Source organism: Enterococcus sp. AZ163 (assembly GCF_050498925.1).
Lineage (GTDB): Bacteria > Bacillota > Bacilli > Lactobacillales > Enterococcaceae > Enterococcus_A > Enterococcus_A ferrettii.
This window is the reverse complement of record NZ_JBIPAO010000001.1, coordinates 1999943-2023352: the sequence shown is the minus strand read 5'-3', so window position 1 is coordinate 2023352 and position 23410 is coordinate 1999943. Positions and strand designations below refer to the sequence as shown.

Annotated in this window: 22 protein-coding genes; 6 read left to right on the top strand and 16 right to left on the bottom strand. The window is 39.4% G+C overall.

Translation table 11 applies throughout. The features are described 5' to 3' along the window. Position 1 precedes the first annotated feature (1 nt). Positions 2-1879, bottom strand: a complete 1878-nt coding sequence (locus IGI46_RS09565) for a beta-glucoside-specific PTS transporter subunit IIABC (protein ID WP_429973352.1) — start codon at positions 1877-1879, stop codon at positions 2-4. A gap of 125 nt (positions 1880-2004) precedes the next feature. On the opposite strand from IGI46_RS09565, the gene IGI46_RS09560 reads away from it, so the two are divergent. Then, the gene (locus IGI46_RS09560) at positions 2005-2715 is read left to right on the top strand and encodes a GntR family transcriptional regulator (RefSeq protein WP_207704321.1); all 711 of its coding nucleotides are present in this window, start codon (positions 2005-2007) and stop codon (positions 2713-2715) included. 59 nt (positions 2716-2774) lie between these two features. Here IGI46_RS09560 and lepB read toward each other — a convergent pair whose 3' ends face one another. After that, positions 2775-3302, bottom strand: a complete 528-nt coding sequence (lepB, locus tag IGI46_RS09555) for a signal peptidase I (protein WP_429973351.1) — start codon at positions 3300-3302, stop codon at positions 2775-2777. 68 nt (positions 3303-3370) lie between these two features. Further along, positions 3371-4705 carry a dihydrolipoyl dehydrogenase family protein gene (locus IGI46_RS09550; RefSeq protein WP_429973350.1) on the bottom strand — a complete coding sequence of 445 codons (1335 nt, stop codon included), beginning with the start codon at positions 4703-4705 and terminating at the stop codon, positions 3371-3373. Between the two features lie 143 nt (positions 4706-4848). Here IGI46_RS09550 and IGI46_RS09545 point away from each other — a divergent pair, with 143 nt between their 5' ends. Beyond that, entirely contained in the window at positions 4849-5634 is a 786-nt protein-coding gene (locus tag IGI46_RS09545) for a MerR family transcriptional regulator (protein WP_429973349.1), read from the top strand. Here the strand turns inward: IGI46_RS09545 and IGI46_RS09540 are convergent. From IGI46_RS09540 to IGI46_RS09525, 4 genes are all read right to left on the bottom strand, one after another. After that, the gene (locus IGI46_RS09540; protein ID WP_207704317.1) at positions 5628-5882 is read right to left on the bottom strand and encodes a hypothetical protein; all 255 of its coding nucleotides are present in this window, start codon (positions 5880-5882) and stop codon (positions 5628-5630) included. The genes IGI46_RS09545 and IGI46_RS09540 overlap by 7 nt on opposite strands. Before the next feature lie 98 nt (positions 5883-5980). Then, positions 5981-6112 carry a FeoB-associated Cys-rich membrane protein gene (locus tag IGI46_RS09535; RefSeq protein WP_207704316.1) on the bottom strand — a complete coding sequence of 44 codons (132 nt, stop codon included), beginning with the start codon at positions 6110-6112 and terminating at the stop codon, positions 5981-5983. Further along, entirely contained in the window at positions 6100-8265 is a 2166-nt protein-coding gene (feoB, locus tag IGI46_RS09530) for a ferrous iron transport protein B (RefSeq protein ID WP_429973348.1), read from the bottom strand. The genes IGI46_RS09535 and feoB overlap by 13 nt, the downstream gene beginning before the upstream one ends. Beyond that, positions 8266-8736 carry a FeoA family protein gene (locus IGI46_RS09525; RefSeq protein WP_429963070.1) on the bottom strand — a complete coding sequence of 157 codons (471 nt, stop codon included), beginning with the start codon at positions 8734-8736 and terminating at the stop codon, positions 8266-8268. It lies immediately after the preceding gene. A 362-nt stretch (positions 8737-9098) separates the two neighbouring features. Between IGI46_RS09525 and nrdH the strand changes: the two genes are divergently transcribed. The 3 genes from nrdH (at position 9099) to nrdF (ending at position 12821) form a co-directional block, all read left to right on the top strand. Beyond that, a complete protein-coding gene (nrdH, locus tag IGI46_RS09520; protein ID WP_207704313.1) occupies positions 9099-9317 on the top strand; it encodes a glutaredoxin-like protein NrdH in 219 nt (72 codons plus the stop codon). A gap of 121 nt (positions 9318-9438) precedes the next feature. Then, positions 9439-11598, top strand: coding sequence for a class 1b ribonucleoside-diphosphate reductase subunit alpha (nrdE, locus tag IGI46_RS09515; RefSeq protein ID WP_429963069.1), 2160 nt, complete (start codon positions 9439-9441; stop codon positions 11596-11598). A gap of 257 nt (positions 11599-11855) precedes the next feature. Next, the gene (gene nrdF / locus IGI46_RS09510) at positions 11856-12821 is read left to right on the top strand and encodes a class 1b ribonucleoside-diphosphate reductase subunit beta (protein ID WP_429973347.1); all 966 of its coding nucleotides are present in this window, start codon (positions 11856-11858) and stop codon (positions 12819-12821) included. Between the two features lie 49 nt (positions 12822-12870). Here nrdF and IGI46_RS09505 read toward each other — a convergent pair whose 3' ends face one another. From IGI46_RS09505 to IGI46_RS09480, 6 genes are all read right to left on the bottom strand, one after another. Beyond that, positions 12871-13575, bottom strand: coding sequence for an MgtC/SapB family protein (locus tag IGI46_RS09505; RefSeq protein WP_207704310.1), 705 nt, complete (start codon positions 13573-13575; stop codon positions 12871-12873). Positions 13576-13619: 44 nt separating this feature from the next. After that, entirely contained in the window at positions 13620-14339 is a 720-nt protein-coding gene (locus tag IGI46_RS09500) for a pseudouridine synthase (RefSeq protein WP_429973346.1), read from the bottom strand. A gap of 95 nt (positions 14340-14434) precedes the next feature. Then, positions 14435-16912, bottom strand: coding sequence for an ABC transporter permease (locus tag IGI46_RS09495; RefSeq protein WP_429973345.1), 2478 nt, complete (start codon positions 16910-16912; stop codon positions 14435-14437). A 1-nt stretch (position 16913) separates the two neighbouring features. Continuing rightward, positions 16914-17573 carry an ABC transporter ATP-binding protein gene (locus IGI46_RS09490; protein WP_429973344.1) on the bottom strand — a complete coding sequence of 220 codons (660 nt, stop codon included), beginning with the start codon at positions 17571-17573 and terminating at the stop codon, positions 16914-16916. Positions 17574-17674: 101 nt separating this feature from the next. Beyond that, positions 17675-18802 carry a sensor histidine kinase gene (locus IGI46_RS09485; RefSeq protein ID WP_429973343.1) on the bottom strand — a complete coding sequence of 376 codons (1128 nt, stop codon included), beginning with the start codon at positions 18800-18802 and terminating at the stop codon, positions 17675-17677. Beyond that, positions 18778-19449: a response regulator transcription factor gene (locus IGI46_RS09480; protein WP_429973342.1), complete on the bottom strand. Its 672-nt coding sequence runs from the start codon at positions 19447-19449 to the stop codon at positions 18778-18780. The genes IGI46_RS09485 and IGI46_RS09480 overlap by 25 nt, the downstream gene beginning before the upstream one ends. A gap of 422 nt (positions 19450-19871) precedes the next feature. Here IGI46_RS09480 and IGI46_RS09475 point away from each other — a divergent pair, with 422 nt between their 5' ends. After that, entirely contained in the window at positions 19872-20891 is a 1020-nt protein-coding gene (locus IGI46_RS09475; RefSeq protein WP_429973341.1) for a hypothetical protein, read from the top strand. Positions 20892-20968: 77 nt separating this feature from the next. Here IGI46_RS09475 and nagB read toward each other — a convergent pair whose 3' ends face one another. The 3 genes from nagB to IGI46_RS09460 form a co-directional block, all read right to left on the bottom strand. Further along, positions 20969-21670, bottom strand: a complete 702-nt coding sequence (gene nagB / locus IGI46_RS09470) for a glucosamine-6-phosphate deaminase (RefSeq protein WP_429973340.1) — start codon at positions 21668-21670, stop codon at positions 20969-20971. Between the two features lie 154 nt (positions 21671-21824). Then, a complete protein-coding gene (locus tag IGI46_RS09465; protein ID WP_429973339.1) occupies positions 21825-22964 on the bottom strand; it encodes a mannitol-1-phosphate 5-dehydrogenase in 1140 nt (379 codons plus the stop codon). Position 22965: 1 nt separating this feature from the next. Then, on the bottom strand, positions 22966-23403 hold the full coding sequence (locus IGI46_RS09460) for a PTS sugar transporter subunit IIA (RefSeq protein ID WP_207704301.1): 438 nt from the start codon (positions 23401-23403) through the stop codon (positions 22966-22968). Positions 23404-23410 lie beyond the last annotated feature (7 nt).

Sequence of the window (23410 nt, the reverse complement as noted above, 5' to 3'; positions counted from 1 at the left end):
CCTAATTAATTTTTAAAACTGCATCATCTGGGCAAACCGCACCCAGTTTTTCTTCTTCAACTGAATCATAGGTTAAGGTGTTGGTTACGATGATCGGTGTGATTGTTGAGTATCCAGCTTTTTCAATTGCTGCTAAATCAATCTCCATCAATACATCGCCTTTTTTCACCTTTTGGTCTTGTACAACCAAGCAAGTAAATGGTTTTCCTTCAAGATTTACTGTATCCAACCCTACATGAATTAACACTTCTACTCCTTCGTCAGAGGTTATACCGATAGCATGTTTTGATGCAAACAAGCTGGTAATCACACCATCAAAAGGTGCATGAACTTTATTGTCAGTAGGTTGAATCGCAATTCCTGAGCCCATAGCTCCACTGGCAAATACTTCATCAGGTACTTCAGTTAAATGAATTGCTTCCCCTTCCATTGGAGAACTAATAAAATGAGAAACCAGTGTTTTAGGAACAGAAACATCTTTATCAATTTCTTGACTCATTTTAACATCTTCCTCTATCGTTTCGCCAAAACCAAAAATTTGAGTCAATACAACAGGTCCTACAATTGCAATTACACAACCAATGACGATTCCGATAAATGAGGTGGGTACACTGCTGTCAATCCCATTGACAATCGTTAACAAGCCTGGCAGACCAGCATAAGCAAAGTAGTAAGGCTGGAAGAAGCTAGCTACAATCGCGCCAATCGCTCCTGAAATACACCCGTAAATAAATGGCTTTTTGAAGCGGAGTGTCACACCATAAATAGCTGGCTCAGTAATGCCAAAGATTCCAGTGATAAATGCTGAAAGAGAAACATTTTTTAGTTCTTTACTTTTAGCCTTCAAAAAGACGCCCAGAACAGCACCCACCTGAGCAACTACTGCAATTGTTTGGAAGGCTTGGAAAGAATCGCGGCCATACATTTCAAAGTTTGCCAAGACCATTGGGGTAACCCCCCAGTGAACACCGAAGATAACCACTACCTGCCAAAAACCACCGATGATCGCGCCTGCCAATGGTGGAGCAACCGATACTAGGAAATTATAGCCGTTAGCAATCGCTGTAGCGGTAATCGATGACGCCGGTCCCAAAACCAAAATAGTTACTGGAACCATAATCACTAAGCACAGCAATGGGGTAAATAATGGTTTAACCACACTAGGCAAGATTTTTTCGATCCCTTTTTCTACGTAAGACAGCAACCATACTAAGATAAGTGGCGGTAATACAGAAGAAGTATAAGTTGTTTCAGACAACGGAATACCAAAGAAGGCTAAACTTTGTCCACCAGCAATCTCAGCGGCCATGGCTGCCCAATCAGGGGAAACTAAGGCCATCGCACATGCTACTGCAATATACATATTAACTTTAAAGTGTTTAGATGCCGTAATAGCAATGAAAATAGGTAAGAAGGTAAACGGTGCCCACGAAATGAAACTGAACACACGATACGTATCGGTAGTTGAAAAAGCTGGAAAAGCTAAATTAATAAGAATAAGTGCGCCTTGCAAAATTCCAGCTGCAGCCAAAATATAAATAAATGGCGCGAACACTGCAGACATGGTTGCAATAATTCGATTGATGATACTTCCCTTTGGTTCTTCAATTTCTGAATTTGCATCAACATTTACCAGTTTAGCGAAAGCATCATAAACCTCGCCTACATGGGTACCGATCACGATCTGAAATTGACCATTATTAATAACTACTGAAATAACCCCAGGCAGCTGTGAAATTCTCTCTTTCGCATCAGCTGGTACCTCTGTTAGAACTAAACGCAATCGTGTTGCACATCGGGTAACGTTTGCAATCTTATCTGCACCGATGATATCCAAAATATCTTGGGCTAGCTTGGAATAATCTCTTACTTTGCTCATTTTATAACCCCCATCTTTTATTGTACCTACACATAATAATTGTGAATGCACAATTTGTCAAGACCTGTATAATTATTTTGAGTTGTGTTATGATAATGGCGAGAATAACACAAAGGGGAAACGATATGCTGAAATATATGGAAATCGCAGCGGATATTGAACAAACAATTGTCGATAATGATTTAGAGCAAGGAACCAAATTGCCAAAGTTTGAAGAATTAATCAAAAAATATGGCGTAAGTAAAAGTACAATTGTGAAGGCGTTAAATATTCTTGAAGGTCGCGGAGCAATCTATCAAATCCAAGGCAGTGGTGTTTTTGTTCGTCGTCGCAGTCGTTTAGGTTATATCAATATGATTGAGAACCAAGGTTTTACTACTAACTTGGATCATTTTGACATTACCGCAAAGGTACTTTCTTTGGAGAAAATTGTTCCTGATCTGGCCGTCCGGGAAAATTTGTTGTGTCAGGAAAATGAGGAAGTTTATCGGGTAAAACGAATCCGCTATATTAACGGACAAGTTCTTTGTATCGAGGAATCCTTTTTCAAAATGACAATTGTTCCCTTTTTAAATCTGGAAATTGTTGGTGGATCAATTTTCAACTATTTAGAAACAGCCTTAAAATTGACCATCGGCTTCTCAGATAAATATTTGCATGTTATTAAAGTAGATCAGCAAAACAGTGAACTATTGGGGGTATCTGCAGAAGACCCAGCATTATTTATCGAAGAGCTGTTTTATCTATCCTCAGGGGCACCCTTCGATTTTTCACGCACCATTTACCATTATGAACATTCCCAATTTTTTGTTCAAAGCAGCAACCTAAATCACTGATTTTTTATCCAAGCACAAAAAAGAGCAGCAAACCAATGTTTCGGTTTGCTGCTCCCTTATTAATCTACAGTGCCCATTTTATTAATCGGCCAAAAAACGACCTTGGCATTGGCGAAAATTTCCTCTTCGTCAATTGCCCCCAGCATCCGACTGTCTTTCGAGTTCTGACGGTTGTCTCCCATTACAAAATATGTCCCTTTAGGAACCGTATAGACAAAGTCATCAGTTAACAACATCCCTTCAGGAAGTGCCTTCTTGTTTTCAGCTAAATAGGGCTCATCAATTTTTTCACCATCAATGTACAGCTGATCATCCTCATACAAGACTTCTTCTCCTGGCAGACCAATCACCCGTTTGATATAATCCTTATCCTCAACATCCGGCGCCGCAAAGGATACAACGTCCAGGCGTTTAATTTCTCCCACCTTCAAACCAAATAGTCGTTCACTATCTTGTAATGTTGGGTTCATAGAAGCGCCAATTACTTCAATTGGGGTGAAAATAAAATGACGGGCTAACAGCATTGTCACCAACGCACAAGCGAAAAAGACAATGTCAGATACCTTAATCCAAGGTTCTTTCTTCAAACAACAACCTCCTAAAAATCTTTTCTTTATTATAGCAAGAAAGATTTATAAAAAACAGGTGTTTTTATTTAAATATATTTCATGTAAGAATGAGCAATACTTGGGAAAATATAAATCAACTCTTCCTGATCAGGAGCTTTAAGTTTGGCATTCATTACGTCCAGTAACCCATCCACCGTTTCCACCGCATCATTCCCCACGTTCGTTACACCGACCATATAGTCCTCCTGATCATAGACGAAAGTAATTTTATTGATGTCATCATTTCCTACCTGATGGAACCAATCCTTGCCAGCATAATCCACCGCAGTAATCTTATATTTTTCTGGAGATTGCTCTGCTTCCTCCACTGTTATGCCTGCCGAAGCAATTCGTGGTGAAGTAAAAACATTGTAGGCAATCGGTGGATAAACGATCGGCTGATCGGTATCTCCTGCAAATAAATGAGCCAAATATTGTGATTCATAGGCAGCCACAGGTGTAATTTTCGGCTGCTTCTTATCTAAAATATCCCCGGTAGCATAGACACCAGGAAGATTGGTTTCTAAATACTCGTTCACCGGAATTCCTTTTGCTGCATCGAATGCCAAGCCAATACCTTCAAAGTTCATATTTTGCGTTTGCGGTACTCTACCTGTGGCATCCAGCACATAATCCGTTGTATGCTGGTAGCCTTCTTTTCCACGCAAGACAATACCTTTTTCGGTTTGCTCAGCGGATTCCAAAGCAACATTCATTTGAAATTTGACACCGCGTTGTTTTAGATCCTTCACGACTTCTTCGACGTATGGCTGGTGGAAATCTTTTAGAATACTGGTTCCTCGCAAAATAACCGTAACATCACTGCCAAAAGCATTTGCTACCGTAGCAAATTCCATTGCGATATAGCCCCCACCGATAAGGGTCATCCGTTCAGGCATTTCCTCCATCACTAGGAAATCGGTACTGTCATGAAACAACTCGCTGCCGGGAATAGTCAAACGGTGAGGCAAACGCCCACTAACAATTACCACTTTTTCAGCAGTGTAGTTTTTACCGGCTACCTCAATTGTATGGCTGTCCACAAAAGTTCCGTGACCAATAATCGTTTGCACTCCGGCATTTTCCAGCTTTTGCTTGTTGCTGTCTGCTAAACTGTCAATCACCTCATGCTTATGAGCCATCAAGTCAGGCCAATTTAAGGCTGGCAGGCTATCAAAGCCCCGTCCTTGCAATTGCTCTACCTGACGCAAAATTTCAACTGGACGATCCAGTGTGATTTTGGCATTACAGCCGCGATTGGTACAAACACCGCCAAACAAGCCCTCTTCAATTACCCCAACCTTTAATCCTGCTTTTGCCATCGGAATCGCACCATTCCATGCTCCCTGTCCACTACCTAGAAACAACACATCAAATTCCATCAAACCGCTCCTTCACTTTTCTTTTAATCTTACCATTGATTTCATGACAAAACAGAGCATTTGCTCATGATATAATGGATACATCAAATTCTTTTGGTCCTTTTGATTGTTGAAAGCAGGCCAAGTAAGAAATGAGGAAATTTATGTTAACCATTAGTCAATTCTCCAAAATCGCTCAGGTGACAACAAAAACCTTACGCTATTACGACGAAATTAATTTGTTAAAACCTGCTGTTACCGATCCCTCCAACGGTTATCGTTATTATCAAAGCCACCAAATGGCCACTGTTTTTCTGATTCAAAAATTGCGCAGCTATGAATGCTCATTGAGTGAAATAAAAAAGGTCTTGGCTGATCATCGTCTGTTAGCTCCTTTATTAGAGGAAAAACAAGCAGAAATTGATGCCAAGCTGGCCAATTATTTATCACTTCAAGCTTCAATTGGCAAGGATTTGACAGCATTAACTGAGGGTGATTTATTTATGGAGCATCAAGAAAATATTGAGATTGTCAAAACGCCGGAATTAACTATTTTCTCGCTTCGGCGAGTGATGAATGTTAGGGATAGCGGAGATCTCATAAATGAAGTCTTTGAGCTGATAACTCAGAAGGGCTTGTCTCCAGAAGGTGCACCTCTGTTTATTTACCACAGTTCAGAATACACGCCCGAAAATTATGATATGGAATTTGCCGTTCCGGTTTCTGAGGCTACGGAAGACACCCGAACCCTTACTCCCGTTTCTGCAGCAAGAATGTACTATGCAGGCTTTTATCAAGGGTTAACCCAAGCCTATATGCAATTAAGCCAGTGGATCGAAAAAGAGCACTATCAGGTCATTGGCCCCGCAATTGAAATGTACCTGACCGATCCTACTACGACTGACCCTGCTAAAAATGAAGTGTTGATCTATTTGCAGATTGATCAGTAAACCCGCCAAGAAGCTAGCAGCAAGAGGAATACCAGCAGCAATTCAAAAATCAAGTTATCGCGGCGCTTTTTAAAGATACCAGAGTTTTCTTCAGCATGATAATTTAAGATCGCCAACAGCAGCATATACACTACAAACAGCATTCCATTAACAAAAATAGATGTATTTTGCGGCAGTATGAAAATGGCTAAAACCATCAGAAGGAATAAGAAGCCTTTGAAAAATCTCACTCGTTTTTTATCAAGCATTGGCTTTCTCCTTCCCGCTTTTTCTACTATTATATAGTAATTCAATAGTAATTCACCAAAAAGCCACAGAAGAATTTTTTCTTCTGCGGCTCTACTTTTTATTTTTCTTGTTCATGTTTTACTGGGCAGCTGCAGTTGCATTCCTCGCAGGAGCTGCCGTTTTTTATTTTTCGGTACACAATCACACCGGCACTGCCAAAGATCAAAACAGATAAAACTATGGTTGCCATTCTTTCACCTCTTTGATATGTTCAATCGTAACTGACGGCGTACGTTTCGCTGGTCTTCTTACTAAGAAGTATACCATTACTGCAATTAAGGCAACAGCCAAAACCATTCCCAAGCCAATAGTGCCACTTTCAAAAGCGACATGTCCGATTTGATAAATGATAAAGCTGACTACATAAGCCAAGCCGCACTGATAACCAATTGCTCTGAAGGTCCACTTCGTATCGCCCATCTCCCGATGAATCGCGCCTATCGCTGCAAAACATGGTGCACAGAGCAGGTTGAATACTAAGAAGGAATATCCGGCAACAGGTGTATAAGCTGCTCTTAATGCCTGCCAGATTTCCACACCATCTTCAGCTACTTCTGCATGACGATACAAAATACCAAAGGTTCCAATAACATTTTCCTTCGCAACTAAACCAGTAATAGCCGCTACTGCACCACGCCAGTCGCCCCAGCCTAAAGGTGCAAAGATTGGTGCAATCAAACCACCTAAGAAGGCTAACATACTGTCATTTTCATTCACTGATTGCAGTGAGAAGTTGTAGCTGGAAATAAACCAGATAATGATACTGGAAACAAAAATAATTGTTCCAGCGCGTTTTACAAAGGCTTTACTATGGTCATACGTATATCGTAAGGTATTACCAATTCTAGGTACATGATACAGCGGAAGCTCCATAATAAACGGTGCTGGATCCCCAGCAAACAATTTGGTTTTCTTCAAAGCAATTCCTGAAAGGACAATTGCGCCCATTCCAATAAAGTAAGCGGATGGAGCAACCCAACTACTGTTAGGGAAAAACGCTCCTGCTACCAATGCAATAATCGGTAACTTAGCGGAACAAGGCATAAAGGTCGTTAACATCGCTGTCATACGGCGATCTTTTTCGTTTTCGATGGTTCGGCTGGCCATTACCCCAGGGACTCCACAGCCAGTCGCAATCAGCATAGGAATAAATGATTTCCCTGACAATCCAAATTTACGAAAAATCCGGTCCATCACAAACGCAATCCGAGCCATATAGCCGCAATCTTCTAATAAGGCTAAACAGAAGAATAGAACCATTAATTGTGGTAAGAACCCTAAAACTGCTCCAACACCAGCAATAATTCCATCCAAAATCAAGCTCTGCATCCAATCTGCCACATTCAATGAAGCCAAGGCATTCCCTACAAAATTAGGCACTGCCTCACCAAAAAGAACATCGTTTACCCAGTCAGTACCCATTACCCCAATTGTCCGAATTGAAATATAGTAAACGAGCCACATGACAAGAGCAAAAATAGGTAAAGCCAAAAACCGATTGGTAACAACACGATCTATTTTATCAGAAACAGATAATTTGAATTCATCATGATCAACAATACATAGGGTGCGCAAATTGGTGATGAATTCATAACGCTCATTAATAATGATCGTTTCCGCATCATCACCCAAAATTTTCTCAGTAATTTTGATGGTTTCTTCGATCTCTTTTTGCTGAATACTGCTTAATGTCAACTGCTCCTGCGCCCGCATGTCGCGTTCAAACAACTTTACACTGTACCAGCGACTATATTTTTCTAACACAGTGTTGCCTAAAACTGCTGTAATTTCACTAAGAGCAGCTTCAATTCGCTTGTCATAATGAGGATAGCTGATTTCTTCAGGCGTTCCTTTTTTCGCAAGCTCTATCGCTTGTTCGACAGCCTTATCAACGCCCCAATTTTTCAAAGCACTGATACCAATAACGGGCACACCTAATGCATAAGACAATTTTTCTAAGTTAATTTGTTTCCCGTCTTTTTTGATCAAGTCCATCATGTTGACTGCTGCTACCACAGGGATTCCTGTTTCAATTAATTGCGTTGTCAAATAGAGGTTCCGTTCCAAATTCGTACCATCGATAATATTCAAAATGACATCAGGAATATCTGACAATAAATAATCCCTAGCTACCACTTCTTCTGGAGAATAGGGGGACAATGAATAAATGCCGGGTAGATCATCAATAATTACGTCATGCTGTTTTTTGTATTTTCCTTCTTTACGCTCAACTGTTACACCTGGCCAATTCCCGACAAATTGATTGGTTCCGGTCAGTACATTAAAGGTACTGGTTTTCCCACTATTGGGGTTTCCTGCCAAAGCAATATGCAATTCTGCCATTTATTCCGCCTCCTTGGCCACAACAACCATCTCTGATTCACTTTTTCTCAAGCTTAATTCATATCCACGAACCCGAATTTCCATCGGATCACCTAAAGGAGCCAGCTTCACAACCATTACGTTGGTTCCTTTAGTCAGGCCCATATCCATTAAACGGCGTTTCACCGCACCACTGCCATGAACATTGACAATTTGGCCTTCTTCTCCCACAGCCAACTGATCCAGTGAAGACCACGCCTGTTGATCTTCTGTTACTTCTTTCACGAGTATACTCATTAACAAAGACTTATCCAAAGCTACCCGGGTATTATGTAATAAAACAATGCTATTGTCGCCGGAATGATTCACTACAGCTACCTTCGTTCCAACTGTCATCCCTAAATCCTGCATACGACGCTTCAATTCACTATCCAATTGAATGGATTCAATTTGCACCACTTGATTTAATGGCGTTTCTGCTAATGTAGTCATGGCTCCTCCACCTGCTTTTCACTCTCATTAATAATGATAATCTTTCTCATTTAGAATACATTTATTGTCATTAGAAGTCAATAAAATCTTGAGCATTTCAGTTGACAAATCACTGGTTTTATAGTTTTAATCCTGTTAAAAAAGTTATTCTAAATTTTTTTATTTGCTAAAAAAAACGTTGACTAACATTGTTCTTTCTTTAAAGACGCTAAAATCTGTGTAATGGTGAGTTTTCACAGTTTTCCAAAAAACACAAACTATTGTGTATGCACTTTCTTGCAGCACAAGATGTAGTATCTTGTAATTGACTTTTCTCCTATATCTTTTATACTAGGTAATGTAAAGAAAAAGGAGGCCTTTTTATGGTTAAAGTATATTCAAAAGACAACTGCATGCAATGCAAAATGACAAAACGTTATTTATCAGATAATAGTATTCCCTTTGAAGAAGTGAATATCGACAACGAGCCTGAAGCACTAGATTTCTTGAAGAACCAAGGATTCCAAAGTGTCCCAGTAATTTTCGGTGGCCAATCTGCGATTATCGGTTTTAGACCTGATCAATTAAAAGCATTAGCTTAACCTGAAGCTTTGCAGTCGAAGGATTGCAAAGTTTCTTCTTTATAATAGCATTATGATCTGTGGACTAATTTTTCAATTGAAGAATTAGTCCAAAACTATGAATAAGGAAAGATGTGACGATATGAGCCTAAAAGACTTAGGAGACGTAAGCTACTTTAAACTAAACAATGAAATCAATCGTCCAGTTAATGGACAAATCCCTTTGAATAAAGATAAAGACGCTCTAGAAGCATTCTTTAAAGAAAACGCAGAGCCAAATACCCGTAAGTTCGCGACTGTCCAGGAAAAAATTGCTTATTTGGTAGAGCATGACTATTTAGAAGAAGCATTCATTGCGAACTATTCCCCAGAATTTATTGATCGGTTATTTACCTTTTTAGATGAACAAAACTTCACCTTCAAATCATTCATGGCGGCTTACAAGTTTTACTCACAATACGCGTTGAAAAACAATGAAGGAACTGAATATTTAGAGAGCTATGAAGACCGGGTAGCTTACAACGCCCTTTACTTTGCCAATGGTGATGAAGAATTGGCTCTACGTTTAGCTGATGAAATGATTCATCAGCGTTACCAACCAGCTACACCCTCCTTTTTGAATGCTGGCCGCAAAAGACGTGGGGAGCTCGTATCTTGTTTCCTAATCCAAGTGACTGACGACATGAACAGCATTGGACGTTCAATCAATTCAGCGTTGCAATTGTCTCGAATCGGCGGCGGCGTTGGAATCAACCTGTCGAACCTGCGTGAAGCGGGCGCGCCAATTAAGGGCTATGATGGGGCTGCCAGCGGCGTCGTTCCTGTAATGAAATTGTTTGAAGACAGCTTTTCGTACTCTAATCAGCTAGGTCAACGTCAAGGTGCCGGTGTTGTTTACTTGGATGTTTTCCATCCAGATATTGAAGTTTTCTTGTCTGCAAAAAAAGAAAATGCAGACGAAAAAATCCGGGTAAAAACTTTATCCTTAGGGGTAACCGTACCGGATAAATTTTACGAATTGGCTCGCAAAAATGAGGATATGTATTTATTCAGTCCTTACGGTATCGAACGTGAATACGGTGTTCCCTATTCTTACGTTGATATCACTAAAGAATACGACAACATGGTCGCTAACCCAAACATTCGTAAGAAGAAAATTCGTGCCCGCGATTTAGAAAATGAATTATCTAAGCTGCAGCAGGAATCTGGTTATCCGTATATCATTAACATCGATACAGCGAATAAGGCCAACCCTGTTGATGGCAAAATCGTTATGAGTAACCTTTGTTCAGAAATTCTGCAGGTTCAAACACCTTCAGCAATTAACGATCGTCAGGAGTATGATGATTTAGGAACTGATATTTCATGTAACTTAGGTTCTACCAATATCGTTAACTTGATGGAAAGTCCAGACTTTGGTCAATCGGTTCGTACGATGGTTCGTGGATTAACTTATATTACAGATGCTTCAAATATTGATGTGGTTCCTTCTATTCAAAATGGTAATAACCTTAACCACACGATTGGTTTAGGGGCGATGGGACTACACAGCTTCTTTGCTAAAAATTTGATGGTATACGGCTCAGAGGAATCCATTGATTTCACTAATATTTACTTTACCTTGTTAAATTACTGGACGTTAATGGAAAGCAACCAAATCGCCAAGGAGCGCAAACAAGTTTTCCATAACTTTGAAAAGTCTAAATATGCAGATGGAACCTATTTTGATAAGTATTTGTCAGATGAATTCTTACCTAAAACAGATAAAGTCAAAGAAATTTTTAAAGACATTTTCGTTCCAACAAAAGAAGATTGGCAAGCATTAAAAGAAGCCATTCAAAAAGACGGCTTGTACCACCAAAACCGTTTAGCTGTTGCTCCGAATGGTTCAATTTCATATATCAATGATACTAGTGCTAGCTTACACCCAATCACTCGTTTAATCGAAGAACGTCAAGAAAAGAAAATTGGTAAAATTTACTATCCAGCTCCTTACTTGAACAATGAAACCTTGCCTTATTACACTTCTGCTTATGATATGGATATGCGTAAGGTGATCGATGTCTATGCTACGGCGCAACAACATATTGACCAAGGTATGAGCTTAACCTTATTTATGCGTTCAGAAATTCCACGAGGCTTGTATGAATGGAAACATGAAACCAAGCAAACAACCCGTGATTTGAATATCTTGCGAAACTACGCCTTCTACAAAGGCTGTAAATCAATCTATTACGTTCGTACCTTCACTGAGGATGCCGAAGAGATCGGTTCAAACCAATGTGAAAGTTGCGTAATTTAGTTGCCAGCTGACAGTCCTGCTTTTCGCAGTATATTAGGTAATCGCGCAACATAACAGGAACTCAACCAATTATCAAACTAAGCAGTTTAGCAGGATGGTATGCGTACGACGATCCGAATGATTTTTCAGAGAAAAATCAATTCCTTTATATGGAGCTAGCTGACAGTCACTTATTACTACACAACAACCAGACATCACGAATCTACTCAGGTTCGTGATGTTTGACAGTATTAAAGCAAGACCAAGGAGGAAACTACATGGCAGAGACTTATTACAAAGCCATTAACTGGAATGAAATTGAAGATGTCATTGATAAATCAACGTGGGAAAAGCTAACCGAACAATTTTGGCTGGATACCCGTATTCCTTTATCCAATGACTTAGATGATTGGCGGAAGCTGTCTGATTTAGAGAAAAAAGTAGTTGGTTATGTATTTGGCGGACTAACGCTTTTAGACACTGTTCAATCAGAAAGTGGTATGGAACAATTACGTGCTGATGTGCGTACGCCTCATGAAGAAGCAGTATTGAACAATATTCAATTCATGGAATCAGTCCACGCCAAAAGCTATTCTTCTATTTTTAGTACGTTAAATACTAAGGCAGAAATCAACGAAATCTTTGAATGGACAAACACCAATGTGTATCTGCAAAAGAAAGCTGAACGAGTGAATGAAATTTATAAAAATGGCACACCGTTAGAGAAGAAAATTGCCAGCGTCTTTTTAGAAACCTTCCTATTCTACTCTGGTTTCTATACACCTTTGTATTATTTAGGCAATAATAAATTGGCTAACGTAGCAGAGATCATTAAACTAATTATTCGTGATGAATCGGTTCATGGCACTTATATTGGCTACAAATTCCAACGAGGTTTTAACGAGCAACCGAAAGAAGAGCAAGAACGTTTGAAAGAATGGATGTACAACTTACTTTATGAATTGTACGAAAATGAAGAACGATACACCGAGGAATTATACGATGAAATTGGTTGGACTGAGGAAGTCAAAACTTTCTTACGTTATAATGCCAATAAAGCGTTAATGAACTTAGGAATGGATCCGTTGTTCCCAGACACGGCTGACGATGTGAATCCGATCGTAATGAACGGTATTTCTACTGGCACTAGCAACCATGACTTCTTCTCCCAAGTTGGGAATGGTTATCTGTTAGGTCAAGTGGAAGCGATGAACGATGACGATTACCTGATTGGTATGGAATAAAAAAGAACCTTTATGGCTGCGAGCAACAGTAGCAGTCATAAAGGTTTTTTTATACGTTGATTAATCGCAGCTTCGTAATATTTTTGTACATGGACAAATCCTCAATGACCTCGGTGTAGGATAACCCTTTTGGCAAATCAATCGTGTACACATTGGTATAAATTCGGTAATCATTGCGAAAGTCCACATTGAAATCGACATTTTCCACTTCAATCTTTTTACTTTCGAAGTAATTCATGATGAATTCCTTCGTTTCTTCTCGGTGAACAAAACGAATCTCTAACTTTTTAATGGCGTGAACCTTGATGATTTTCTTCACCACCGTCAAAGCTAGCATGATCCCTACAAAGCTGGCCAGCGCAATGTCGTAATAGCCCATTCCGATTGCCAAGCCCAATCCAGCCCCCGCCCAAATTGAAGCTGCCGTGGTTAATCCGGTAATCGACCGATTGGTAACAATAATCGTTCCTGCTCCTAGAAAACCGACCCCACTGACCACTTGCGCGATTAAGCGCGCTTCATCTGACCGAACGACACCCGCTAAGCTGGGATTTTCAATCGCATAGCGCAGGGATGAACTGGCAATTTCCGTTTGAATCAAGGCAATAATCGTTGCTCCCATACAAACCAATATGTGTGTTCGAATACCTGCCGGACGATTGCGGTATTCCCGCTCAATGCCAATTGCTCCGCCCATCACCATCGCGATTAGCAAACGAATCATAATCTCTGTGATAGACAAATCCATTTCCATTCCAATCACCTCTATTTAAGTATAGCACTTCGTTGAAGGAACAATTATTCAGAACTCTTCAGTTGTGCCAGTTCTTCTCGACTTAGCTCACGATACGCGCCCTTTGCCAATTCGTTTGGTAAAGACAGTCTCCCCATTCGAATACGTTTCAAATAGATTACTTCTTTACCACAGGCCTTCACCATCCGTTTTACCTGATGAAATTTACCTTCCTGCAAAATAATCCTCACAGTAGAAGTTCGCCTTTCTTCATCAATGGCATCAATCATTAATTCAGCCGGCAAAGTCAGCTCTCCATCCAGTGAAATCCCTTCACGAAAGCGCTGCTGATCTGACCGATCCATCACTCCTGCTACTTGTGCCAAATATTCCTTGTCCACATGCTTTTTCGGCGACAGCAATTCATGTGCCAGCTGACCATCATTAGTAATAAGAAGAAGACCTTCAGTGTCCTTGTCTAAACGTCCAACAGGAAATAAATCATTGCGATAATCCTGTGATTTGAATAAATCCATTACCGTACGATCTTTTTTGTCTTCTGTTGCACTAATTGTGCCCGCTGGTTTATGCAGCAAGTAATAGTAATATTTTTGATAATGCAGGATCTCTCCAGCATAAGCTATCGTATCTGACTCCGGTTCAACCTGAGTCTTATCCTTTTTCTCAACCTGAGCATTAACCGTTATTACGCCCTTTTTGATCAGCTGTTTCACTTCCTTGCGGCTGCCAAGACCAGCTTCAGCTAAAAATTTGTCTAAACGCATATTTTTCTCCCTATGTTTTCTCCTATTATGCCATAGAAAAGGACCACCATAAAAGAAAAAAACCGACGATCGCAGCGATAATCGGTTTCTGGCAGCTATTCAGATGCTTGAATTCGTTTAATGACTGGTTCTTTGTTGACTATTGTTGTCGTCGCAATTGTCAAAAGCAGTTGAACGACAATTATTACTAAGATGAGTAACCCTACCTGAATAAACGGATAATAATAATTTTGAATTTGCATCAAAGCATTAGCTGCAGCATAGCGGTAAATTAAATAGCCAACAATACTGCCGATACCAACGGACATGAAGATAATTCCTCCAGCATAAAACAGACTTTCCAATTGAAGCATCTTTCTCATTTGTTTATTTGACATGCCGATTGCCTGCATTACACCTAGTTCCTTTTTACGACTTAAAATACTATCAATAGTTGTGTTTACCAAATTCATGATGCCTACAACTGCTAGAACTAAAAGGATACTATAACCAGCACCAACGGTCATCATAGTAGCTGACTCCCATGTTTTTAAAGTATCTTCGTAGCTTTCCAGTTCGTAAAATTCGCTTTCTCCCTTAATAGCCTCCAATTCTTTTTTTACTTCAGATATTCGTTGACTATCTGCTTTAATATCCAAAAACTTAATCAAATTGTTATCAGATAGCGCCTGAATAGTTTCATCAGAAGCAATGAGGCTGGCACTATGATCAATCTTTTCAGGTAAGCGGCCAGCCGCAACAATCGTCATTTGTTTGATATAGCTTCTGTCTCCATCAAAGATTTTCACATCAATAGGTTTCCCCATTGCCAAATCAGGGTAATTTTTAAAAATATAGTCACTGGCAATTAAGTACTCCCCTCCTGCTAATTTTTCATAATCAACACTGCCCTTTTTGATATGCTTTGCTACTTCCTTCATTTGCTTTTTTCTAATACTTGCAATGGAGACAGCTAAAGGCTTGTCTGAATCGGGCTCTTTGATTGAAACAAGTTCTCCGCTAATAACTCGTTGAGTCTCTACTCTTTCAACCCCAGAAATCTGCTCAATCTCTTTGATCTTGTCAGATGTGAGCGGATTATTTTGCTGAAGCTTTTGCCATTCTCGTTCTGGGTTCATTAGATCTCCACTCCAGGTTTCCAGCCTAAGACGAAAATCTTCAGCAATCGCCTGATGGGCAATTTCTTCAGGCTGCATACAATTAAACACTGTAGATACAGCAACGAATAGCGTCCCGATTAATCCTAAAGAAACAATGGTAATTACCGTTCGTTTCTTATTTCTTGATACGTTTGCTTTGGTTAAACGTTCAAGAGTAAGATTCATGAAGCCTCTGCGCTTCTTCTGTTTGGTTTCATTCTGTCCGGTATAGCGCATTGCTTCAATCGGCATAATTTTACTAGCCAAATGCATTGGTTTTAACGATGCCACCAAAACAGTTATTAAGGCAATCCCAATGGATAGGGCTATTACCCAAGGAATAATTAATTGAACCTCATTGTTTTGAACAACTTGCTGCATCGTGGCAGTTAATACTGAACCTTCCTGCAAGAGTTCGACGATTCTGCCAAAAAATAGTTTTGCTGCGATAATCCCAATCGCCAAGCCAATCGGAATAGCTATGCTGGCAACCAATAGATTTTCCCGTAAAACAATTTGACGAACTTGCTGCTCTGTTGCTCCTAAAGCTTTCAGCTTGCCAAACTCCTGAACTTTACTAATCAAGGACACATAATAGATACTATAGATTGTTAATGCCCCTGCTGCTGATACAATTATTATAATAATTATCATGCCACTATAAAAAGCTGGATCAGAATAGTTAGCGAATAGATATTCTTTGTTCACTACCACATCACTTTCAAGAACATTGAAGTTTTGGCCGATTTTTTTGGTTTCTTTTTCAACTTCAGTCGTAGTGGCAGCTTCCTCAGGTGCTAATCGAATCATCATGCGATAGCTTCTTTGGTCTAACGGACTATTGGATTCCATAAACTCCTTGGAAACCATCATCGAATACTTATCTTTCTCGTTAATTTCCTCGGTGTCATCCATCAATCCGACAATTTTGAAAGTAGTTGACTCGGCCAATCCTAATCCGTCTTTTGTATAGGGCTGAAATGGAACCGTGACTGCATCACCCAGCTTTGCCTGAATATAGCCGAGCTTTTTTAAGGTATTCAGTGAAAAAACAGCTTCGTTTCCGCTTTTTGGCTCCCTTCCTTTATCAATCTCAACTTTATTCAAATATTGAGCGGTTTTATCCATATAAAGCAAGATAACTGAACCCTCGTCCAAACTGACTTGGCCGATATCTTGTCGCAACCCATACGTTTCAATAGCTGCATGCTGTGCAATTTTATCCTTATCTTCTTCAGAAACATTCCGATACATAGTATGCCAAGTTGGATAAATTTTATTGACTGCTGCATTTTGCGTATTGACTGATCCTAACCCCATTGTAATAGTTAGAAATACTAGAACCGATGTCAGAATAATTGCCACACCAGACAAGATATTTTTTCTACGATGAAATTTGGTATTAGCCCAAGCGACAGTATTGATCATACTCATCCTAGACCACCCGCCCGTCTTCAATATGAACAATCCGATCAGCTGTTTGTGCAATCCCTTCGTCATGAGTAATCATAATCAATGTTTGCCCAAATTTTTCTACTGAATTTTTCAACAAAGACATTACTTCTAGCTCAGTTTTTGTGTCCAAATTGCCTGTTGGTTCATCAGCTAAAATAATTGCAGGCTCTGCTGCAATCGCTCGAGCAATGGCTACCCGCTGCTGTTGTCCGCCAGAAAGCATCCCTGGTAAGGCGTTCATACGATCATCTAAGCCAATTGTAGTTAATAGATCTTGAATAAAACGGACATTCACCTTACGATTATCTAAACCAATTGGCAGAACAACATTCTCCCAAATATTTAGTGAAGGAATCAAATTGTAATTTTGAAAAATAAAGCCAATTTTCTGACGACGAAAGATCGCTAATGACTCATCCTTCATCTGATAAATATTTCTGCCCTCAACCAAAACCTCGCCAGAATCCGGACGATCCAAACCGCCAATTAAATTCAATAAAGTACTTTTCCCTGAACCAGATTTCCCAACAACCGCAATAAATTCACCTTTATGCACATCTAAGTTGATCTGGTTAACCGCCTTTACAATGCTGCCCCCATCGTCGTAATACTTCATTAGATCTCTAATTCTTAAGATCATAGTTGTTTCCCCCTCTTTGCTTTATCTTACTTTTAGTTTAAAGTTTGAACCTTGCAGTTCTCTTGCAGGAAACGTTACAAAATTGTAAGAAAGGAAAATTATCAGACTAACGGAAGCGTTAATTGAAAATTCGCGCCCTGATCTACTCGGTTTTTAACCAAAATGGTCCCGCCTTGCTCTTCGATGATTTTTCTAGTTAAATATAGCCCAACCCCTGACCCCTCCACCTCATTACTGTTTTTACCACGATAAAAACGTTGATAGATCAAGGTTTGTTCTTGCTTAGGAATACCTGGACCTTCATCAAGGATTTCTAAAACCACATAAGTGACTAACGATTGACTATGCACCTGAATCTTCGTGTGCACTGGAGAGTACTTAATCGCGTTTTCTAACACATTGCTAAGTGCTTCTAAGGTCCATTTGTAGTCAACAAAAATAGTGCTCTCATCAATCGACGATAACTCAATGTCGATATCTCTTTCGAGCGCTTTGATGATTACACTATTGATTGCTTCACTAACTAATTTTCTTAATGAATATTTTTGCGGATTGATCTGAATTAGGTCGGTTTCCATTTGTGAAATTTTTGCTAGTCCATCAAGCATCAAATTCAATTTATTGATCTGAAGAACTGCTTGATCACTGAATTCCTGACGTTCAGCTGGAGAATACGCCTCTGATAGTGCAATATCCATACTCAGCTTCAAGGAAGCCACCGGTGTTTTTAACTGATGGGCAATATCAGTGATGCTTGATTTAATTTGACTATCCTCCTGTCGAGTGCGCTGCAACAGAATAGAATACTGGCTTTTTTCAGTGTGGTATTTATTTTCTAGACTTTCTAATTCTTCCATCAGCAGCTTCTGCTCTCTCAGGTTCCAAAAAAACAAAAGGAGGACTAACAAAATAGTTACGAGCAAAATCAGCGTATTCCGCACCAAAAAAGGCTGAACTAGATAGTCATACTTAGTTTCTCGCTTGTCCATTCCATACTTTGCTTCTAATTCAGAGCCCTTGGCGTAATAAGTCTCATTGTCCTCTTGATTGAAAGCCTCGATCAATTGAGCTTCAGAAAGGGCTTCATTTTCACTCAGTCTTCCCAAGGCAGTTGTTCGATCATATTCTAATGCTGTCCGCATTTCGGAATAATTCCAGCTGATTAAGCCTACGCTGACAATAATGATTGATAGAATGAATCCAATTATTTTTGCACGTCGGAAACCCATAAATAGCCCACCCCTCTGACTGTTTTAATCTTCTCTTTACCGATCTTTTGTCTCAACCGGCTAATATTCACCGAAACAATATTGCTGTCAATATAGTCTCCCTTGGTATCCCATATCTGTTCTAACAGCTGATCAACAGAAAGAATTTGTTTAGGGTTCTTCATAAAGATCGTAAGCAGCTGCAGCTCCGTCTTACTAAGGAGTAAAGTTTCATTATTTTTAGCAGCTTTCATTTCTGATAACGACAGGCTCAGTTCATTAGAGATTAGCCGCTGTCCGTTAGGCTCCGCAATTCGTTTTACCAGTGCATTAATCTTAGAAACTAATACCATCAGGCTGAAAGGCTTGGTAACATAATCATCTGCTCCATGTTCATAGCCAGCAACAATGTCATATTCTTGATTATAGGAAGTCAGCATAACAATCCTCACGCCAGATTGACGGCGAATCTCTTGGCAAAAATCCAAACCATTCCCATCCGGCAAAGAAATATCGCTAATAATCAAATCAATTTCATTTTGTTCAAACGCCGCTTTAGCTGAAACGACATCTAAACAGGATACTACCTCGTATCCTTCTTTGGTCAAGCAAAGATTAATTCCCCTATTCAAATTTTTATCATCCTCGAGCAATAAAATTCTTCGCATCAGACTTCCTCGTTTCAGTTAATATAGTTCTACTTTAGCAAGGAATTCCTCTGGATACAATCGTAGATGGCGAAGTAGCGATAAAAAGCTTTGACTAAATTCTTATTAATAAGAGATTTGTAGAACCTGCCTTCAGAAAACGAGCGCAGGTTTAAATAAAAAACCATTTTTCTTATAAAATATTAAAAAAAAGATAAATAACAACGATTTTTAGAGAAATGTAATTTCACATTAAAAAATCCTTTACCGATACCTATGTTCATACTTTTTAACAAGTTTTTAAAATACAAACAGGTAAATAAAATAGCATTATTGTTAAAAAGAAACAAATATTTAGTGGGAAAAGCTATTGAAATCCTTTGCAAGAAATTTTAGAATGGGAAATGCGGATCACCCAAAAAGAATTATAAGGAGATGTCTCAATGTCTAAAAATACCAACTCAACAGTAAAACTACAAAATCGTCAGCTTTTCTCTATAAAAAGAAAAGAAACACTAGATGCCCGTTTTAATCAACATTACGATGAAAACGCTAACGCATTACATATCATTCAATCAGCAGTAATTGTTCTAGTACGCAATTTTTTCAGCGAACACGATTTCTCCAACGTAGCCAAAAATTTAGTTCGTTCACTGTTTCTAACAAGTGATGCGGACCTCACCTCTGTACGCCATTTATGTATTTATTTTCAACCCTATTTCAGTCAACAAGAGTGGCAAATCGTTATTTCCCGTTTATTTAAGAATCAGCAAGAATTTTTTCAGATGACCAAGCAAGCGCGAGCACATATCGATACTTTAGGCCCAGTTCTCCATTCTAAAGAGCAAACAACTGATAAAAAACGGATTCTAAAAGCAGTGTTTGAAGATGAAACCGGCAAGCTGCACAACTGGAGTCTGGGTAATGTGGTACGACCTCTGACCACACAAGATCGTAAAGCTGTCTTGGATATTTTAGGCGAAGTAACCATTTTACAAAAGGATGATGGTACCCGTAAATTTGTTCGAGTAGTGAAGATGTATTTTGTAGTAGATGAGCGGGAGCATGATTTTAATACTCGTGACGAAGAAGATCCAATGTTTGAACTACGCGATGCTGATCAGCAGCCAGTCCAGCAAGCTACAGCTGAAAATATCGCACCAGAAAATACTATAGCAACTCCCAAAAAATCAAACAACGCTACGAAAACGTCAAACAACACTGTTGGATCAACACCCGACAAAGATTTATCACTGAATGATGCAGTCCCTACCTTTAAATCTCAGTCTGAGCTTGCCCGAGAGAGGCTAGGAAAATTGCCCTCAGATCATGCCAAGAAATACAAAGAACCTAATTCGCTGTTTAATAAGCCAAAACCAGAAAAGAATACGAAAATCGAGAAAGCGTTGAAGAAGAAGAGTAAAAGCAAAAGTAAGAATCGCAAACGAAACAAGCGGAAATAGTTTGACAAATATAGCTGGTCAAAAAAAGCCGACAAACCCTCAAGGAGTTTGCCGACCTATCGCTTGTCTATTAACTTTTACAGTTTGCTAGCTGCTTCTTCATCGATAATTACGATTACGTCAGAATGGTTTTGCAACGCACTTGCAGGCAGGTCTTCAGTGACTGGACCTTCAATCATGCCTTTAATTGCATCCGCTTTTGCTTCGCCAAAAGCTAACAATAAAATCTTTTTACTTTGCATGATTGAACCAATACCCATAGATAAGGCATGAGTAGGTACATCTTCAACTTTATCAAAGTAACGTTTGTTTGCTTCAATTGTTGATTCAGTCAATTCAACTACATGAGTTGTTTCATCAAATGGTGTGCCAGGTTCATTAAACCCAATATGTCCATTGCGGCCAATTCCTAGTACTTGAATGTCAATTGGATGCTCAGCAATGATTTCATCGTAGTGTTTGCCTTCAGCTTCTAAGTCTTCTGCTTTACCATTTGGCACGAAGGTTTCTTTAAAAGGTTTTTTGTTGAATAAACGATCGTTCATAAAGTAGCGATAACTTTGTGTATCTTCGCCACCTAAGCCTACGTATTCGTCTAAATTAACAGAAGTCATGTTAGAGAAATCTAAGTCACTGCTTGTCATTTCTTGATATAAAGTTTCAGGAGTGCTGCCAGTTGCTAAGCCTAATACTTTTGCACCATTAGCCATACCGTCTTTGATCAGTTCAAATGCTTTTTTTCCGCCTTCTTGGGCATCTTTTACGCGAATTACTTCCATTGTAAACGCTCCTTTGTCTATTTGGTATACACCAATTTTAACACTATCCAGTCAAAGAAGCAATGTAAATGTCTAGACCAAATTTCAAGAAATTGCTAAGCGCTTCTTCTACTATTCTCATAAGACTTAAAAAAAGACCCTGAAAAATCAGGATCTACTTGTTGTATTCTACTGCAATTTCAGTGATTAAAGAATCATCATTTACTCCGGTCACTTCGGCAATCACTGTTTCTAAAGGCTGGTCCTTTAACATTGCTTGAAGCTGAACACTTTGCTCATCTTTTGGATCTTGGTATTTCAAAATCATTGCTACAACTTCAATTAAATGCATGTATCCTAATTCACGTTTCTTCAGCTCACGAATTGGACGAATAAATCGTTCGTCGTAACCCAGTTTGCGGATTGGCGTGCGAGCTACTCGATCAATACTGTCAGAAATATGCGGATTTTCAAAACGGCTCACAATTTTGTTGATATAAGCTTGATGCTGCTCTCGATCAAAACCCCATTTAGCAATTAACAAGCTGCCGGTTTCTTCCAGCACCGCCCGTAATTGAGCTAAGACCTCTTGATGACCAATCGCTTCATCAATTGTTTGATAGCCGGCATATGCTCCGGTGTAGGCAACTGTTGCATGCCCCGTATTTACTGAAAATAACTTTCGCTCAATGTAAGGCTCTAGATCCTCAACATACGTTACATCACTCAACTGTAATTCCTTATTTTTGCATTGCGTTTGATCCACTACCCACTCGCTGAAAGGTTCCACCGATACAAACAAAGGATCTTCATGGTGTTGAATAGGCACAATCCGATCAACTGCAGCATTTGGAAACCCAACATAGACTTCAACATACGCCATATCTTCATCAGTCAAATACTCCTTAACCTTCTCGAATAAGAACTGACTGCCGCCAATCATATTTTCACAGGCGATTACATCTACTGGTACTGTGCTATTTTCAGCCTTTCGTTTTTGAATCCCTTTGGCAATAAGTTCAGCAATAAAAGGTAACACATTGGGACCAATGGCCGTAGTCACAATATCCGCAGCTGCTACTGAATCTACCACTGCTTCAGGATTAGTTTGATTGTTAAGTCCATCCACATTGGCTACATGAATTTGTTCTTTGTTTTCATCAGCCAATTCAATCGTGTATTCTTTCCGCTCATTTAAAGCATCAATAATTGTGGCATTGATATCAACAAAATCAATCGAAAAGCCATTCTTGGCTAAAATTTCCCCAATAAATCCACGGCCGATATTGCCGGCACCAAAGTGCGTTGCGCGCATCCTATTCAACCTCCTGCAAATAACCGATGATTTCTTCTTTTGATTTCGCATCGGCAAGCTTCACGACATTTTCAACATCTGAACAGAAAATCGCAATTTTTTGCAATAAATCCAAATGTTCATTTTCTACTCCTGCAATTCCAAATAAAACCATTGCTACATCTTCAGTATCATCATTGCCAAATTGTACGCCTGCTGGTGCTTGTACAATGGATATTCCACTCTTTTTCACAAACCGTTTTGCTTCATCTGTTCCATGAGGGATAGCAATAAAGTTTCCCATGTAAGTAGATACTAGCTGGTTGCGCTCAATCATAGCCTCAATGTATTCTTCATCCACACATCCATTTTCCACAAGTAAACGTCCACATGCGCGAATCGCTTCCTCTTTGTCTCCAAAGGACTGATCCAATAAAATCATTTCTGGTTGTAAATCCATTTGTAAT